Source organism: Actinoplanes hulinensis, assembly GCF_019429605.1.
Lineage (GTDB): Bacteria > Actinomycetota > Actinomycetes > Mycobacteriales > Micromonosporaceae > Actinoplanes > Actinoplanes campanulatus.
In genome coordinates this window covers 171,389-186,799 of record NZ_JAHXZI010000012.1, presented here as the reverse complement: position 1 = coordinate 186,799, position 15,411 = coordinate 171,389, and the positions used below count along the sequence as shown (strand labels likewise).

Here is a 15,411-nt window from a genome sequence, read left to right as displayed (position 1 = left end):
GCGGTGTCGCCGTTCACCGGCCCGAGCATCCCGGTCGGAAGCCTCCTGTCGTTCTTCGACCCGCTGTTCCTCGGCATCGACGAATTCGGTCAGCCGGTCTATCTGCCACTGGCGTTCCGCAACATCCTCATGGGCGGCGAGCCCGGCGCGGGAAAGTCGTCGCTGCTCAACACCGTCGTCGGAACGGCAACCCTCTGCGACGACGTCAACCTGTGCCTGTTCGACGGCACGCAGGTCGATCTCGGCCTCTGGGAGGACTGCGCCGACGTGTTCGTCGGACCGGATCTGGAGCTGGCAATCCTGACTCTGGAACGCCTGCAAGTGGTCATGGACAACCGCTACAAGTTCCTGCGTTCCGTGCGGCAACAGAGGATCCAGCCCCGCGACGCCTTCGGCGCCATCCTCCTAGCGATCGACGAGATCGCCTACTACTCGGCAACCGCCGGAGACGAGAAAGAACAGAAGCGCTTCTCCGTGCTGCTGCGCGACATTGTCGCCCGTGGCCGGAAGGTAGCCGTGACCGTCGCCGGTGCGACTCAACGTCCGAGTTCGGACATCATCCCGCCGTCACTGCGGGACATCTTCGCCTGGCGGTTCGCCGGCCGCTGCACCAACGACGTGTCCTCGGACATCATCCTCGGCCACGGCTGGGTGAAGAAGGGCTACTCGTCGAACACCGTCGATCCCGACAACCAGGGATGCGGCTACCTCATCGGCGAGCGCGGGATTCCCATGCTGGTCAAGGCCGCGTACCTGAGCAACGACGACATCATCCGCGTCGCGGACTACGCCGCCTGGGTGCGCCGCACCCGTACGGCCGACAACGCGACAACCGACCTGAGGGCTGTCGCATGACCACTGTCACCGCTCTGATCCCTCGCGTACGCCGGGACCACACCGGCCGGGCTCTTGCGATCCGTTGCACGGCCTGCGGCACCTGGCGCAAGCCGGTCCGTTTCCTCCGCAACACCGTCATCTGCCGCCGATGCCCGTACGGGCCGGTCGGCCGGCATCTGGCCACCTACGCGGCCAAGCGCCGCTGACAACGGCACTACCAGCACCAACCCATAGGAACAGCCGACGAACCGGGACCTAGCCCTGGAAAGCACGCCCGGCCCGTCGGCCACCACCACCGCCCACGAAAGGACGTGGCGTCATGAACCGTACCCAAAACCCGACCGGCCCCGCTGCCGACACCACCACCGATGTTGTGGTGACCCCGGCTCTCACCCTGCGCGGAGCCGCCGACTACCTCGAACTCCGCGGCTGGACCCAGCGCTACTACTACGGCAAGGCCCGGCCCTTCCCGCCTGCCTGCGCGACGGGTGCCCTCGGTATGGCTGCTGACGGCACCGTCACCAACCACAGCCTCTGGTACGGACCCGCCTCCGGCGGAGACGCACATCGTGCCTGGCGGTACCTGCTGGGCTACCTCGCTGAGCACGGCGAGACGACTAGCTTCTCCGAGCCTGGTCTGACTTCGGTCGCCGACTGGAACGACCAGGACGATCAGACCGCCGAGAACGTCATCGCCACGCTCCGCGCTGCCGCCGACGAATACGACTGGCAGCACGCCTCCGAAGACGACGTCGAAACCTACGCCGACTCGTGCACCTGGGCTGAGACATGGCCGACCCGTGAGGGCTTCCTCGCGTGGCTCAAGTGGAGGGCCGGCCGATGATGACCGCCGCCCTCGTCACCGCTACCGCAGTGATCTGCGGCCGCTGCCGCACCGCTCCCGCCGAGCCCGCCCTCGACCAGGGCTTCGGCTACTCCCGCGAACCCGACCCGGTCCGGCCTGAGCCGGTGCCCGCGGGCGTCGACCTGTACTTCTTCACCGGCCGTACCCCTCGGAGGGCCGACGCGTGACCACACCCCCGATCGCTGACCTGACACGTACGTGTCAACCCTTCACTTCCGCCGGGATCGTCTCCGCCCTGGAGACCGCCTGGGCTGCGATCCGCGCCCGGCATCCCGAGGTTCCCGAGGTCGTCCTGATCGTCGGGTCCGGCTCACCGGCAAAACCGAACGCCTCCATGAAGTGGGGCCACTTCGCCTCGCTGCGCTGGCAGCACGGCGACCGGCAACTACCGGAAGTACTCGTCTCCGGTGAGGGCCTCAAACGTTCCTCGGCCGAGATCCTCGTGACCCTGCTGCATGAGGCGACCCACGGTCTGGCCGACGTTCGCGGCATCCAGGACACCTCACGCCAGGGCCGCTGGCACAACAAGAAGTTCGCCACCCTCGCCGCCGAGCTGGGCCTCTCGGCCACCAAGGACGACAAGCTCGGCTACTCCCCCTGCACCCTCACCGACCAGGCCGCCGCCGAATACGGCGACGTCATCACCGGCCTGTCCCGGGTGCTGCGCGTCTACCGGCACCCCGAGGTCTTCGGCCCCGGCAAAGAGCGCACGAACAACAACAACGGCGTCTCCTGCGAATGCGAATGCCCCCGCAAGATCCGCCTCTCCGTCACGGCCTTCGAGACCGGCGCGATCGTCTGCGCAGCCTGCAAAGCCGCGTTCCTGCCCGCCGACATCGACCGGGACACCTACACCTTTCCCACCTTCGGCCAGCCGTGCACCCACGGCGACGACCAGGCCGCCAACGTGCCGGCCGATCTGGAGGACCCGATGAAGTTCTACGACCCCACCGGGGAACGGCACGGCGGCACGCCCACCTACCCGTTCAACATGGCCCCGACCGGCCTGGCCACCCGCCGCCAACTTCGTGATCAGGGCCTACGCCCCGGCGGTCAGGAGATCGCCGCTCAGATCCTGTGGCGGCGCGGCGACCGTGTCGCCTACCTCTACCGCATCGACCTGGCCAAGCCCAAGCGCGAGGCCACCCCGGCTCAGCTCGCGGTCATCGACCGCATGCACCGGACCCGCCGGACCTGCCCGAAGTGCGGCGAGGTCAAGGACTACTACATCTCCACCCGGCACGGCATGTGCTACGAGTGCCGCCTGGGCGGTGCCCGATGAGCCTGCTCAACCAGCAGCGTGTCCGGATCGCGTTCAACCCGGAGAACTTCCTCGGCGACGAACGGCCGTGGGAGGCCTACTGCCCCTGCTGCTGGGTCACTCCGCCCGCGGACTGCACCGGGGTCTTCGCCACCTGGGCTGAGGCCATGGCGTGGGCTGAGGCCCACCTCGACCGGTATCACTGCCGGTTCTGCATCGACCAGCAGATGCCCGCCGGACGCGATGACGTCCTGGGCGAACTCTTCGAATCTTGCTGCGCCTGCACGCTGCCGTGCGGTGACTGCGACGGCTATGCCGTCTACCCGGCCCGCTACAGCGCGCCGACTGACCTGATCAACGACCTCGCCTCCATTCGCCTCACCCCCATCTTCTGCGACGGCTGCACCGGCGTGATCGCCGTCATCCCACTCGACCCGGAGGTCTACGCATGAACTCCACCACTCGCACACTGACCAGCGCCATCACCCGCCTGCGCAACGAGCAGCGCGACCTACTCAAGGGCAGCGGCTACCTGCTAGGTCACGGCATCACCTCGCACACCGGCGAGGTTGCCGCCCGGCTGCGGGCCATCCGCCACGAGGCCAACAACATGGCCGACCAGCTCAACGCCCTGGGCGAGTCCGTCCTCGCTGACGACGCTCGTGAAGGCTGGGCCATCATCTCGGCCAACCCTGCGGGGAGGTCGTCATGACCACCCCTCCCGTGCCCACCGTCCCGCGTAAGCGGATTTCCATCGACGGTGTGCAGTTCCTCGTCCTGATCGTCATCGTCCTGATCGTCGGCCTGATGGCCGGTGCGGCATCGTTCACGCACGTCAAGGAATGGACGCTCGACAACAGCCCGGCGGACACCGCCGAATGGTTCGGCTGGGCTAACGCGGTCATCTCAGAGTTGATCCCGACCGCAGCCATCATCGAGATCGGCCGTCGCCGTCGCCGTGACCGGGATGCCCCGGTCGGCTACCCGATGGTCCTGTTGTTCGGCGCGGTGCTGTTCTCGCTGACCGCGCAGCTCGCCGTCGCCAAGCCCGGCTACTCCGGCTGGGTGGTCTCCGCCCTGCCCGCGCTGGCCTTCCTCGGCCTGTCCAAGCTCGTCTTCTCCGCCACCAGCAAACGGCCCACCAACCCGGTCGCGGCTGACAAGCTGGCCACCTCACCCGCCACGTCATCCGACACCACGCGCGTAGAGGAACCGCCGGCCGCCGCACCCACGACCAGGGCCACCACCACACCCCGTAAACGCACCCCGGCGAAGAAGACACCAGCAACCCGGACTCCGGCCAAGAAGACCACCGCACCGGCAGTAGTGAAACCCGCCTCTGCCCCGGAGCCTGCCGAGCCGACGACGGTACCCGCTGCACCCGGTCCGCGGTTCCCGGAACCGCTGCTGAACAACGCCAGGACCATCGCCGCCGCACACCGCGAGACCAACGGCGAAGACATCAACCACGGCCAGCTCGCCGTCCGGCTGCGAGTCCCCACTTCCGAAGCCGCCGACATCCTGACCGAACTCGCCAACCATCCGACCGTGCCGGGCAACACCCGCCCGCACAACGGCAGCCCGATCGGGGCCGCCCGATGAGCAGCTCGACGCTGCCTCTCACACCCACCACCACTAACCCGGTGGTGGGTGCGGGGGAGAACGCCGAGACCTACTGGCCCTGGGCCACCCCCACCCCCGGCCCGGCCCCGGCCGACCCAGACACCCAACTCGGCTTCGACCCCGGCGAGGTCGCCACCGCCCGCCGCCGGGTCCGCTCCGGCCAGTTCCCCGAATGGCTCGACCACGTCAGCGCGGCCGCCGCCTGCACCCGGCCGATCCGGCTCTCCGGCCAGATCGACGTCCGCAACCGCGACGGCCAGCACATGCACACCATCGACACCAACTCGATGCCCGACGGCGTCATCTACACCCCGTGCGGCAACCGCCGCGCCAGCGTCTGCCCGTCCTGCGCCGAGGTCTACCGCCGCGACACCTTCCAGATCATCCGCGCCGGGCTGGAAGGCAACCGGTACGGCCTGCCCCCGCTCGGCCAGCACATCGCGATCTTCCTGACCGCCACCGCACCCTCGTTCGGGCCGGTCCACCACCGTGTGGTGAAGACTCATGCCGCCGACTGCAAGAGCCGGGAACGCTGCACCTGCCGCGCGTCGATCTGCCGGCCGTTCGGCAACACCTGCCCGCACGGCGCCGAGATCCGCTGCACCGCCCGGCACAAGACCACCGATCCGGCCCTCGGAACGGCGTTCTGCCTGGACTGCTACGACTACGCCGGGCACGTCACCTGGAACCACGACGCCCCCGAACTGTGGCGCCGCACCGTTCAGGAAGTCGACCGGGAGTTGGAACGGCTCGGGAAGCGGCTCGGCGTCGACCTGCGCCGCCGTCACGTCAAGGTCTACGAATTCCAGGCCCGGGGCGTCATCCACTACCACGCCATCTTCCGCCTGGACGGCTACAACCCGGACTGCCCGAGCGCGATCGTGCCGGCCGACCGAATCGTCACCCGGGCCATGTTCGCCAGCGTCCTAGAAGACGCCTTCGACAAGACCAGCTACACCAGCGCCCCACACCCCGCCAACGGCGATAACGGCTGGCACATCGGCTGGGGCAGCAAAGGCCTCGACCTCAAGCACATCAACGTGCCCGGCGGCGACGCCAACCTCACCAAACTGACCGGCTACCTGGCCAAATACGTCACCAAAGGAACCGAGGTCACCGGCGCTTCCTTCCGCCGCTTCGACGACCTGGCCGTGGAACTGCACGCCGACCCAGCAACCCACGTCGGCCGGATGATCCGCGCCTGCTGGGACCTCGGCCAAGCTGACGGCTGGGAACGGCTACGCCGCTACGCCCACCAATACGGCCACGGCGGTCACATCACCACGAAGAGTCGGGGCTTCTCCGTCACCTTCGCCTTCAAACGTATGGAACGCGTCATCTGGCGACGCACCCAAGGCTTCCCCCACCTGTGGGACGACCAGGAAGCCGACCTCGTCGTCTACCGGCTTGGCTACGAAGCGACCGGCTGGATCACCACCGGCGACGCCCTGCTCGCCAACTCGGCCGCCGACGCCGCCCGCCGCCGAGCCCACGCTCTCGACCTGGCCGACCTCGACCAGGCCGCCACCGCCCACCCTCTCGCCGCCTGACACGTACGTGTCAACCGTTCCTTGAAAACTCCACAGCGTGATCACACAAACCCGAAAGGAAACGTCGTGTCCATCGAGGTTCCGCCGCTTCTCGCCGTCCGGCTCATCGGCCCTACCGAAACCGTCGCGATCCAGAAGAACTATCTGACCGCCTTCTACAGCGAGTTCTACGGCGACCAGGTAGCGATTCGCACCAGTACCCGATCCGCACGCCGGACCGGATTCGTCCGCATGTACCTCACGATCACCAGCAAGGAGACACATGGCCAGAACGACACCGGAGGAAGCCCTCTGGGAGATAGACCAGGTCGCTGAGTACCTCCGCGTCCCTAAAGCGACGCTCTACACCTGGCGCAAACGCAACTACGGGCCTCCCGGCGCACGCGTCGGGCGCTCTATCCGTTACGACCCGGCCGACGTCCGGCAGTGGTTCCGCGACCAGGTGAAGGTGGCGGCCTGATGGGACATATCGAGGACCGCTGGTTCAACACCGTCACTCGGCCGGACGGGAGCACCCATCAGGTCAAAACCAAGCTGTACGGGATAGGCATGCGTTACCGCGTCCGGTTCGAGGACCCGAACACCGGCCGAGAGCGCAAGAAGTCCTTTCCGGACCGGGCCAAACGCGCCGCTCAGGACTATCTGATCTCCGTCGAGTCGGACAAGCGCCGGGGCACCTACATCGACCCGGCAGCCGGTCAGATCCTGTTCCGCGACTACGCCGAGACGTGGCTGCGGACCCGGCGCTTTGACCCGTCCACCCGCGAGAGCATGGAGATCCGTGTCCGGCGGCATCTCTACCCGTTCTTCGGTCACCGGCAGCTCGCGGCCATCCGGCCGGGCCACATCCGCGAATGGGACACACAACTCGTCGATGTCATCGGATCCGCCACCCGCGCGGTCACGTTCGCTCATCTCCGCTCGATTTTCAGCGCGGCCGTCGATGACGAACGCATCGGCAAGAATCCGTGTTCGGCGAAATCGGTGGACCCGCCGCGCCCGGATGAACGCAAAGTCGTCCCGTGGACTCTGGAGCAGGTCCGCGCCGTACGGGCGGCGATTCCGGCGCGATATCAACCGATGGTCGATCTCGGTAGCGGCTGCGGGCTCCGACAAGGGGAGATCTTCGGGCTGGCGGCCGAGGACATCGATTTTGTCAACGGCTGGCTTCACATCCGGCGACAGGTCAAGCGGGTCCGCTCCCGGCTCGTCTTCGGCCTGCCGAAGAACAACAAGGACCGGCGCATTCCACTGGCCGACGCCATCGCCGAAATCCTTGCCCAGCACATCGCCGACGTGCCACCGCTGGCAGTGACGCTGCCGTGGGAGGACCCGGCCAGCGACCGGCGGGAAACCGTCGTGCTGCTGTTCACCACCACCCGCAAGAACGCGATCAACCGAAGCGACTTCAACCCGGATTTCTGGCACCCGGCCGTGGCGGCGGCTGGGCTCGGGCGAAGTCGGGACAACGGGATGCATGCGCTGCGTCACTTCTACGCCTCTGCGCTGCTAGATGCCGGGGAGACGGTCAAGGCCCTCGCGGCGTATCTCGGCCATGCCGATCCGGGGTTCACGCTCCGGACCTATACCCACCTGATGCCGGCCAGCGAGGAACGTACTCGCGCGGCGATCGACGCCCTGTTCGGCCCGCGGAAAGACCCGCAAACGCCCTGGAGACGCCCTACACGGGTCCGGAGGCACTATCTGCGCAGGTCACGGCCGGGTCGGGGCACATAGTCCGGCGTACAGGCCGACTCGTCCGCCGCCCTCAAGTCGGCTGAATGCTGATATTCCTCCCACATCCGCGGCCGCGCGACTATGCGACCTTGATGCGCGAGAATGACCGCCGGTGCTGGTGGAACGGGGGTCGTGGTGAGCGTTCTGGCGCGGACCGTGGCCGCGCTCGCCCGGGTCGGCTGGAGCTGGTCGGTGGACGAGCTGCCGGATCTGGTCGCGGCCGTCGGCTGGGTGTGGCGTACCCCGTCGGAGGGGACCGTGAGCTGCCGCTTCGACGCGGACCCGGGCAACGCGGGCGCGTTCCTGTTCGGCGCCGAGGTGACCGCGCTGTACCTGAGCCTGGCCGAGCGGAACGAGGCGGCCGGGCCGGAGGCGGTGCTGGCCCGGCGGGACGGGTTCCGGGCCGCCGTCGATCAGGTGACGGAGCTGCTCGGGCCGCCGCAGGCACGGTGCCCGGGCCCGGATCCGAGTGCCGGCTGGCGGGTGGCGGCCGGGATGCTGGAGATCGTGGACCGGCCGGGTGTGCTGGATCTGTGGCTGCGGCCGGCGCCGCGCCGGGTGCCGACTCCGCCGGTGGCCCCGGTCGCGGACGGGACTGCCCTGGCGGTGGGGCTGGCCGCCGCCGCGGCGTCGCTTCCGGCCGGTGCGGTGGTGACCCTGGTGGACTCGAGGGGCGGGGTGCGGGCGGAGTTGCGGCAGACGGACGGCACCCTCACCGTGACCGCCGGGGGCGACGAGATGGTTCTTCCCTGGCCGGCCGCCGGGACGGCGTACCGGGAAATGGCCGCCGGCCTCGCCAACCGCTGGGGTGACGAGGCCGGTGAGCTCAGCTACCGATCGGACCTTCCGGTCCCGCATCTGCCGCTGCCGCGCGCATAGCGAAAGTGCCCGAGAAGGGTCAGGTCGACGAGATGTTGTCGACAGTGCCGGCGCGTTCCCGTTCGATGCGGGGGTCGCCCTCGTCGGCGAGGTAGTCGTCGGGCGCGGTGCCGTCGACGCCCTCGGCCACCTTGGCGGCCCGCAGGGCGAGCGTCACGAGCACCGCGACCAGCGCGTTGGCCAGCACCGCCACGAAGCCCACGTAGATCGTCCTGGTGCTGTCGAACCCGAATTCGGACAGCGGGAACGCCGAGCCGCCGAAGTGCTTGCGCCCGGTGGCCGCGTTCGGGATCTGCCAGAGCATCCAGGCTCCGAGTGCCATGCCGGCCGCCCAGCCCGCGACGAGTGCGCCCCGGTGCAGCCATCGGGTGTAGAGGCCGAGGACCACGGCGGGCGCGGTCTGGAGGATGATCACGCCACCGATGAGCTGGAGGTCGATGGAGAACTGCGGGTCGAGGAAGACGATGCAGGCCACCGCCCCGATCTTCACCACCAGCGAGGTGATCTTGGCGACGTTCGCCTCCTGCGCGTGGGTGGCGTCCTTGCGCAGGTATTCCTTGTAGATGTTGCGGGTGAACAGGTTGGCCGCGGCGATCGACATGATCGCGGCCGGGACCAGCGCGCCGATGCCGATGGCGGCGAACGCGACGCCGGTGAACCAGGCCGGGAACTGCTGGTCGAAGAGGATCGGCACGACCGTGTTGCTGTCCACACTGCCGGGTTTGGCGCCGGGCAGCGGCTTGACCCCGGCCGCGATGGCCATGTAACCGAGCAGCGCGATCAGGCCGAGCAGCAGGCTGTACGCCGGGAGCGCGGACATGTTGCGCTTGATCACGCCCCGGTTCCGGCTGGCCAGCACACCGGTGATGCTGTGCGGGTAGAGGAACAGCGCGAGCGCCGACCCGAGTGCCAGGGTGATGTACTGCATCTGGTTGTTGGCGTTCAGGAGGATGCCGTCGTTGGGTGCCGGTGACGCCTGGAACTTGGCGTCGGCCGCGTCGAAGATGGCGTTCCAGCCGCCCAGCTTGTACGGCAGCCACAGCACCGCCACCAGGATCACGATGTAGATCAGCGTGTCCTTGACGAAGGCGATCAGCGCGGGCGCCCGCAGTCCGGACTGGTAGGTGTAGGCGGCCAGGATCGCGAACGCGATGATGATCGGCAGGTGCCGGGCCAGAGTGCTCTCGCCGGTGACGCCCATCGTCTTGAGCACCGCTTCGATGCCGATCAACTGGAGGGCGATGTAGGGCATCGTCGCCATGATCCCGGTGATCGCGACCACCAGGGCCAGCGTCGGCGAGTCGAACCGGGTGCGGACGAAGTCGGCCGGCGTCACGAAGCCGTGCCGGTGCGACACCGACCAGAGCCGGATCAGAATGAGGAAGAACAGCGGGTAGATGATCACGGTGTAGGGCACCGCGAAGAACCCGGCCGCTCCGGCGCCGAACATCAGCGCGGGCACCGCCACGAAGGTGTACGCCGTGTAGAGGTCGCCACCGACCAGGAACCAGGTGATCCAGCCGCCGAAGCTGCGGCCACCCAGCCCCCACTCGTCGAGGTGGGCCATGTCCTGCGGCGCCCGCCACCGGGAGGCGACGAAGCCCATCCCGCTGACCAGCAGGAACAGAACCGTGAAGATGACGATCTCAGTGATGTGATCGCTCATGACCGGCCCCGGTTCCGCTTCGTCATCTGGTAGACGAGGGTCGTGGTGCCGACGCCGAGCAGGATGAAGGCGAGCTGCAGCCAGTAGAAGAGCGGGAATCCGGCGAGCCGCGGCTCGTCGTGGTTGTAGAGGAAGGTCAGCAACGGCACCACGATGGGCACCAGGAGCAGCCAGTTCCAGGGACTTCTATCGGTTCGGGGACGTTCCGGCTCAGCCATGGGTCACCTCTGTCACTTCCGTTGCGTGTGCGTTACGTCACGCTAACGAGACATCGGAAGATCGGGCGATCCCCTATGCGCTGAACGGGCGAGGCGGTGCGCCGAAAGGGGCGCACCGCCTCGGTTCCGCTAGCGGAGACCGGCCGAGATGGCCTTGGTGAGCGAAGCGTTCTCGTCGTCACCGTCGAGCGACCACATCATCGCGCCGCCCAGGCCCTTGACCCGGATGTAGAGCGCCTTCTGCACCATCACGGCCGGGTCGTCGTACGTCCAGAAGGTGGTGCCGTCGAACAGCCAGGCGTGACCGTTGCGCAGGTCCCGGTGCACCGTGAAGCCCTGCGCGGGCAGCTTCTTGAGCGTCTTCCAGTCCTCGGTGCCGTTGGCGAAGACGCCCGGCGCCGGGCCGGCGGCCGGCTGGTACAGGCCGTTGCCGGTGCCGGTGACCCCGGTCCAGCCCTGCGAGTAGTAGGGCACGCCGAGCACCAGTTTGCGCTTCGGTGCGCCACCGGCGATCCAGGCGTTGATCGTGTTCTCCGCCGAGAAGTCCGGGTTGTCCGGCGCCCCGGCCGGTACGCGCAGCGCCGACTGCTGGTTGGTGACCGGCTCCCAGGTGCCGTGGAAGTCGTAGCCCTGCACGGTGGCGAAGTCCAGGTACTTGAAGATCTTGTTGACCTCGAAGCCGGCCGTGATCTTCGCGGGCGCCGCCGGAACGAACGCTGTGAGCAGGTACTTCTTCCGGTTCGCCTTACCGAGCCGGTCGAGCTGGGCCCGGAACTCCGCGGCCAGCAGGGTGAAGTTCTGCTTGTCCTCGGGCCGGATGACGTTGCCCACCTCGCCGGCGGAGCCGGGCCACTCCCAGTCCAGGTCGACGCCGTCGAAGACGCCGGCCGCCACACCCTCGGGCAGGCCGGTCAGGTTGCCCTTGATCCACAGGTCGAGGCAGGAGCTGACCAGCTTCTTCCGGGAGGCGTCGGTGAGGGCCGCGTCGGAGAAGTACCTGGAGCCGGACCAGCCGCCGAGCGAGATGAGCGCCTTGAGCTTCGGGTTCTTCGCCTTGATCTCGGCGATCTGGTTGAGGTTACCGGCGAACGGCTGGCCCGCCACGTCGGCGACACCGTCCACACTGTTCTCCGCGGAGAACGGCGTCTGCCAGTCGGCCCACGGGTCGGCGGAGGCGCAGACGCCGTCCGCGGTGACCGGGCCGAACGCGTAGTTGAGGTGGGTCAGCCGGGCGGCCGCACCGGAGCTCTGCACGTCGGCGAGCTGGAAGTTACGGCCGTAGATACCCCACTGCGTGAAGTACGCGACCTTGGCATATGAGTCGTCCGAATGTGCCTGTGCGGGAGCGGGTGCTGCGGCCACGACGGCCGAGGCTACAGCCACCCCGGCGACGAGGCGGCGGGTGAAACCGCGCATGAGCCCTCCAGGGCGAAACGTTGAAGAAAGTTTCCTAATCGAGGAAGCTAAACGTCCGCCCTGCGAGGGTCAATATCTACTCATCGAAGATGGGCTGTCTCGTTGACCGATCTGACCGCGATGTTCCCGTCCGGCCACACGTCCATCGTCGACACACCCGCCGCGTCCAGGAACAACCGGTGCAGGAAGGCATCCCCCGCCGCCAGCGCGTCCCTCAGGATCAACTTGATCGGCGACACGTGAGAGACAAGAACGACGACCTTTCCCGGGTACGCGCTGAGCACCGACGCAAGAGCACCACGCACTCGTTTCGCGACCGCCTGGAACGACTCCCCGCCCGGCGGCGCCACACTCGTCGACGCCAGCCACGCGGCCACCTCGTCCGGCCACCGCTCCTGCACCTCGGCGAAGGTCTTCGCCTCCCACTGGCCGAAGTCGCACTCGATCAGGTCGTCCATGACGGTCACCGGCACGCCACCGGCCTCGGCCGCGATCAGCTCAGCCGTACGCATGCACCGGGAAAGGGGTGACGACAGCACCGCCGCGACGTCGCGGGAAATGCCCGCCACCCGCCCGGCCGCGGCCATCGCCTGCGCCTCGCCCTCATCGGTGAGCGGCACGTCGCCGCGCCCCGAGTAACGGCCCTGCGCGGTAAGCGGGGTGGCGCCGTGCCGGACCAGGATGATCCGGGTGGCGTCCTCCAGGCTGGCCGGCGGCGCCCACGACTTGGGCGACTCCGCCTTCACCGGGGCCTGCCTCACCGGAGCGCCGGCCGCCTCGTCCATCGCCCGGTTGGCCAGCTCGTCGGCCGCCTTGTTGCGCTCCCGCGGGATCCACTCGTAGGTCACCCCGGCGAACTTGCCGACCAGTGCCGCGGCCTCGGCGGCGAGCGGGCGCAGACCCGCGTTCTTGATCTGCCAGCGGCCGGACATCTGCTCGATGACCAGCTTGGAGTCCATCTTGACGGCGACCCGCTCGGCGTTCAGCTCGGCGGCCGCCGCGAGACCCGCGATCAGGCCCGAGTACTCCGCCACGTTGTTGGTGGTGACGCCGAGGGAGTCGTACCGCTCGGCCAGGACCTCACCGGTCGCGGCGTCCCGGACCACCGCGCCGTATCCGGCCGGGCCGGGATTGCCGCGCGACCCACCGTCCGCCTCGATGACCACCCGCAGACCGGTCACAGGCCAGACTCCGACGTGCGCACCATGATCCGGCGGCACTCCTCACAGCGGACCACGTCGTCCTTGGGGGCCGCCTTCACCCGGTTCAGGTCGGCGCCGTACAGCTCGATCCGGCAGGCGCCACACCGCCCGGCGTACACCAGGGCCGCGCCCATCCCGGTCTCGGTGCGGATCTTGTCGTACAGGGTGACCAGGTCGGACGGCAGGTCGGCGGCGAGCGGCCCCCGGGACTGGGTCTTGAACTCCAGCTCCTTGGCGATCTCCCCGTTCGCCTCGTCGCGGCGGCGCTCGGCGTCGGTGCGCCGGCCGACGGCGGCCGACAGCCGGCCCTGCACCTCGGCCAGGGTGGCCTCCGCCGTCTCCTTCTGCTCCATCAGCTCCAGCTCGGCGTCCTCCAGCTCGGACTGCCGCCGGTTCAGCGTGGCCAGCTCGTGCTGGAGACCCTCGACCTCACGCAGCGAACCACCCGCGTCGAGCCGCTTCTGGTCCTTGTCCTTGCGCTGCCGGACCTGGTCGATGTCCTTCTCCAGGCGGGCGATGTCCCGGTCCAGGTCGTCGACGACCACCTGGGCGCGGACCCGCTCGTCCTCCAGCGCGGAGATCTCCCGCGCGACCGCGTCGATCTCGGCCAGCTCGGGCAGCGACTTACGCCGGTGGGCGAGCTGGGCCAGGGTGGTGTCGATGGCCTGCAGGTCGAGCAGACGGCGCTGGGCTTCCGGGGCGGCCTTCACGGGCGGATCTCCAAATCATCGCGGTTCGCATGGACGGTCCAGGGGTCGGTGTCCACGTCCGACACCACTACTTCAACGGGAAAGACCTCGCGCAGCCAGGCCGCCACGTCGTCGAGCCAGGGACGCTCGCTCGCCCAGTGCGCGACGTCCAGCAGCGCCGGGCCACCGGCGGCGAGATGCTCGCTCACCGGATGATGCCGCAGGTCAGCGCAGAGGTACGCGTCGACGCCGGCCCGGGTCGCGTCCGGCAGGAACGAGTCGCCCGCGCCACCGCAGACGGCGACCGTACGGATCGGCCGGTCCGGGTCACCGGCGGAACGCACACCGGCCGAGGTGGCGGGCAGCCGCTCGGCCGCGAGCCGGGTCAACTCCGCCAGTGTGAGCGGCTCGGGCAGCACGCCGATCCGGCCCAGACCGCGCCCCTCGCCGGCGGCCGCGCCCTCGGCGGGCGCCAACGGGCGCAGGTCGGTGAGGCCGAGACGGGCGGCAAGCGCGTCGGAGACGCCGGGGTTGGCCACGTCGGCGTTGGTGTGCGCGGTGTAGAGCGCCACACCGGCACGGATCAGCCGGTGCACGATGCGCCCCTTGAACGTGTCCGGGGCGATCGACGACACCGGCTTCAGGAACAGCGGATGGTGCGCCACGATCAGGTCGGCGCCGAGGTCGACGGCCTGCTCCACGGTCTCCGGCACGCAGTCGACGACGCAGAGGACACGGGTGACGGGGTGGTCGAACTCGCCGAGCACCAGCCCGACCCGGTCCCAGGACTCCGCCCAGCTCCGCGGGTATCGCGTGTCTAGGGCGTCCACCACGGTCCGGACGGTTGAGTCGGTCACGAGGGCTGAGCCTATACCGCTAGGTGACCGCCCCCGGCTCGACTCGGGCGGCGACCGGGTTGCTGACCGCCTGGAGGGCCCGCCGCCAGGGGAACTGCCCCCGGTACCGGTCGGTCTGCCCGGGGCCGCCGAGACGGCACACGTCCTCCCCGTAGAGGACGTGCACCCCCCAGTCGCGAAGTTTCGCGAGGCTCTCGTGCAACGCCGGATGCAGCGCCATGACCTTGTTGGTGTACGGCACCACGGCGATCGGGACGCCGTAGCCGTACGCCTCGACGAGGAGGCCGAGCACCAGCGTGTCGGTGATCCCGGCGGCCCACTTGTTGACCGTGTTGACCGTGGCGGGCGCGACGATCATCGCGTCCGCCTGCGGCAACGTGTCCGGGTCGCCGGGACTCTTGTACGCGGATCGAACCGGATGTCCGGTCTGCGCCTGCAGCGCCGCCACGTCGACGAACTTGCGGCCGTCCGGCGAGGTGATCACGCACACGTCCCAGCCCTCGTTCTGGGCGAGGGTGACGAGGATCCCGACGTCCCGGGCCATCGGTGAGCCGCACACCAGCACGTACAGCACACCGGGTGAGGGGTTACCCGTCATCACTCGCAGACCC

19 protein-coding genes are annotated in these 15,411 nt (G+C 68.8%); 12 read left to right on the top strand and 7 right to left on the bottom strand.

The features are described 5' to 3' along the window. Positions 1-3 precede the first annotated feature (3 nt). The 12 genes from KZ829_RS23505 (at position 4) to KZ829_RS23450 (ending at position 8,752) form a co-directional block, all read left to right on the top strand. Entirely contained in the window at positions 4-855 is an 852-nt protein-coding gene (locus KZ829_RS23505) for an FtsK/SpoIIIE domain-containing protein (RefSeq protein WP_372453891.1), read from the top strand. Then, complete coding sequence (locus KZ829_RS23500) at positions 852-1,043, top strand: hypothetical protein (RefSeq protein ID WP_220146072.1); 192 nt, start codon at positions 852-854, stop codon at positions 1,041-1,043. The genes KZ829_RS23505 and KZ829_RS23500 overlap by 4 nt, the downstream gene beginning before the upstream one ends. Before the next feature lie 113 nt (positions 1,044-1,156). Next, complete coding sequence (locus tag KZ829_RS23495; protein ID WP_220146071.1) at positions 1,157-1,681, top strand: DUF6197 family protein; 525 nt, start codon at positions 1,157-1,159, stop codon at positions 1,679-1,681. After that, positions 1,678-1,869 carry a hypothetical protein gene (locus tag KZ829_RS23490; protein WP_220146070.1) on the top strand — a complete coding sequence of 64 codons (192 nt, stop codon included), beginning with the start codon at positions 1,678-1,680 and terminating at the stop codon, positions 1,867-1,869. The genes KZ829_RS23495 and KZ829_RS23490 overlap by 4 nt, the downstream gene beginning before the upstream one ends. Positions 1,870-2,633: 764 nt before the next feature. Continuing rightward, a complete protein-coding gene (locus KZ829_RS23485; protein ID WP_220146179.1) occupies positions 2,634-2,984 on the top strand; it encodes an RRQRL motif-containing zinc-binding protein in 351 nt (116 codons plus the stop codon). Then, a complete protein-coding gene (locus KZ829_RS23480) occupies positions 2,981-3,415 on the top strand; it encodes a hypothetical protein (RefSeq protein WP_220146069.1) in 435 nt (144 codons plus the stop codon). The genes KZ829_RS23485 and KZ829_RS23480 overlap by 4 nt, the downstream gene beginning before the upstream one ends. After that, positions 3,412-3,675, top strand: a complete 264-nt coding sequence (locus tag KZ829_RS23475) for a hypothetical protein (protein WP_220146068.1) — start codon at positions 3,412-3,414, stop codon at positions 3,673-3,675. The genes KZ829_RS23480 and KZ829_RS23475 overlap by 4 nt, the downstream gene beginning before the upstream one ends. Beyond that, positions 3,672-4,565, top strand: coding sequence for a hypothetical protein (locus tag KZ829_RS23470; protein WP_220146067.1), 894 nt, complete (start codon positions 3,672-3,674; stop codon positions 4,563-4,565). Before KZ829_RS23475 ends, KZ829_RS23470 begins: the two co-directional genes overlap by 4 nt. Then, positions 4,562-6,136, top strand: coding sequence for a replication initiator (locus KZ829_RS23465; protein ID WP_220146066.1), 1,575 nt, complete (start codon positions 4,562-4,564; stop codon positions 6,134-6,136). The genes KZ829_RS23470 and KZ829_RS23465 overlap by 4 nt, the downstream gene beginning before the upstream one ends. A 262-nt stretch (positions 6,137-6,398) precedes the next feature. Beyond that, positions 6,399-6,596 (top strand): helix-turn-helix transcriptional regulator, encoded by a 198-nt coding sequence (locus KZ829_RS23460; RefSeq protein ID WP_220146065.1) that lies wholly within the window; start codon positions 6,399-6,401, stop codon positions 6,594-6,596. Beyond that, a complete protein-coding gene (locus KZ829_RS23455; RefSeq protein ID WP_220146064.1) occupies positions 6,596-7,873 on the top strand; it encodes a tyrosine-type recombinase/integrase in 1,278 nt (425 codons plus the stop codon). Before KZ829_RS23460 ends, KZ829_RS23455 begins: the two co-directional genes overlap by 1 nt. 135 nt (positions 7,874-8,008) lie before the next feature. Next, a complete protein-coding gene (locus tag KZ829_RS23450; protein ID WP_220146063.1) occupies positions 8,009-8,752 on the top strand; it encodes a DUF6301 family protein in 744 nt (247 codons plus the stop codon). Between the two features lie 19 nt (positions 8,753-8,771). On the opposite strand, the gene mctP is transcribed toward KZ829_RS23450, so the two are convergent. From mctP to KZ829_RS23415, 7 genes are all read right to left on the bottom strand, one after another. Then, a complete protein-coding gene (mctP, locus tag KZ829_RS23445) occupies positions 8,772-10,418 on the bottom strand; it encodes a monocarboxylate uptake permease MctP (RefSeq protein WP_220146062.1) in 1,647 nt (548 codons plus the stop codon). Continuing rightward, a complete protein-coding gene (locus KZ829_RS23440; protein WP_183226110.1) occupies positions 10,415-10,636 on the bottom strand; it encodes a DUF3311 domain-containing protein in 222 nt (73 codons plus the stop codon). Before KZ829_RS23440 ends, mctP begins: the two co-directional genes overlap by 4 nt. 129 nt (positions 10,637-10,765) lie before the next feature. Next, positions 10,766-12,052: a glycoside hydrolase family 18 protein gene (locus tag KZ829_RS23435; RefSeq protein ID WP_220146061.1), complete on the bottom strand. Its 1,287-nt coding sequence runs from the start codon at positions 12,050-12,052 to the stop codon at positions 10,766-10,768. 80 nt (positions 12,053-12,132) lie between these two features. Beyond that, positions 12,133-13,224 carry a bifunctional RNase H/acid phosphatase gene (locus KZ829_RS23430; RefSeq protein ID WP_246636156.1) on the bottom strand — a complete coding sequence of 364 codons (1,092 nt, stop codon included), beginning with the start codon at positions 13,222-13,224 and terminating at the stop codon, positions 12,133-12,135. Positions 13,225-13,229: 5 nt separating this feature from the next. Further along, positions 13,230-13,964, bottom strand: coding sequence for a zinc ribbon domain-containing protein (locus KZ829_RS23425; protein WP_220146060.1), 735 nt, complete (start codon positions 13,962-13,964; stop codon positions 13,230-13,232). Further along, on the bottom strand, positions 13,961-14,800 hold the full coding sequence (locus KZ829_RS23420; RefSeq protein ID WP_220146059.1) for a Nif3-like dinuclear metal center hexameric protein: 840 nt from the start codon (positions 14,798-14,800) through the stop codon (positions 13,961-13,963). Before KZ829_RS23420 ends, KZ829_RS23425 begins: the two co-directional genes overlap by 4 nt. A 19-nt stretch (positions 14,801-14,819) precedes the next feature. After that, positions 14,820-15,398 (bottom strand): flavoprotein, encoded by a 579-nt coding sequence (locus tag KZ829_RS23415; RefSeq protein WP_220146058.1) that lies wholly within the window; start codon positions 15,396-15,398, stop codon positions 14,820-14,822. Between the last annotated feature and the right edge of the window lie 13 nt (positions 15,399-15,411).

Coding starts and splice junctions, on each gene's coding strand:
- KZ829_RS23500 (WP_220146072.1), top strand. CDS start 852: ATGACCACTGTCACCGCTCTGATCCCTCGCGTACGCCGGGACCACACC.
- KZ829_RS23495 (WP_220146071.1), top strand. CDS start 1,157: ATGAACCGTACCCAAAACCCGACCGGCCCCGCTGCCGACACCACCACC.
- KZ829_RS23490 (WP_220146070.1), top strand. CDS start 1,678: ATGATGACCGCCGCCCTCGTCACCGCTACCGCAGTGATCTGCGGCCGC.
- KZ829_RS23485 (WP_220146179.1), top strand. CDS start 2,634: ATGAAGTTCTACGACCCCACCGGGGAACGGCACGGCGGCACGCCCACC.
- KZ829_RS23480 (WP_220146069.1), top strand. CDS start 2,981: ATGAGCCTGCTCAACCAGCAGCGTGTCCGGATCGCGTTCAACCCGGAG.
- KZ829_RS23475 (WP_220146068.1), top strand. CDS start 3,412: ATGAACTCCACCACTCGCACACTGACCAGCGCCATCACCCGCCTGCGC.
- KZ829_RS23470 (WP_220146067.1), top strand. CDS start 3,672: ATGACCACCCCTCCCGTGCCCACCGTCCCGCGTAAGCGGATTTCCATC.
- KZ829_RS23465 (WP_220146066.1), top strand. CDS start 4,562: ATGAGCAGCTCGACGCTGCCTCTCACACCCACCACCACTAACCCGGTG.
- KZ829_RS23460 (WP_220146065.1), top strand. CDS start 6,399: ATGGCCAGAACGACACCGGAGGAAGCCCTCTGGGAGATAGACCAGGTC.
- KZ829_RS23455 (WP_220146064.1), top strand. CDS start 6,596: ATGGGACATATCGAGGACCGCTGGTTCAACACCGTCACTCGGCCGGAC.
- mctP (WP_220146062.1), bottom strand. CDS start 10,418: ATGAGCGATCACATCACTGAGATCGTCATCTTCACGGTTCTGTTCCTG.
- KZ829_RS23440 (WP_183226110.1), bottom strand. CDS start 10,636: ATGGCTGAGCCGGAACGTCCCCGAACCGATAGAAGTCCCTGGAACTGG.
- KZ829_RS23435 (WP_220146061.1), bottom strand. CDS start 12,052: ATGCGCGGTTTCACCCGCCGCCTCGTCGCCGGGGTGGCTGTAGCCTCG.
- KZ829_RS23415 (WP_220146058.1), bottom strand. CDS start 15,398: ATGACGGGTAACCCCTCACCCGGTGTGCTGTACGTGCTGGTGTGCGGC.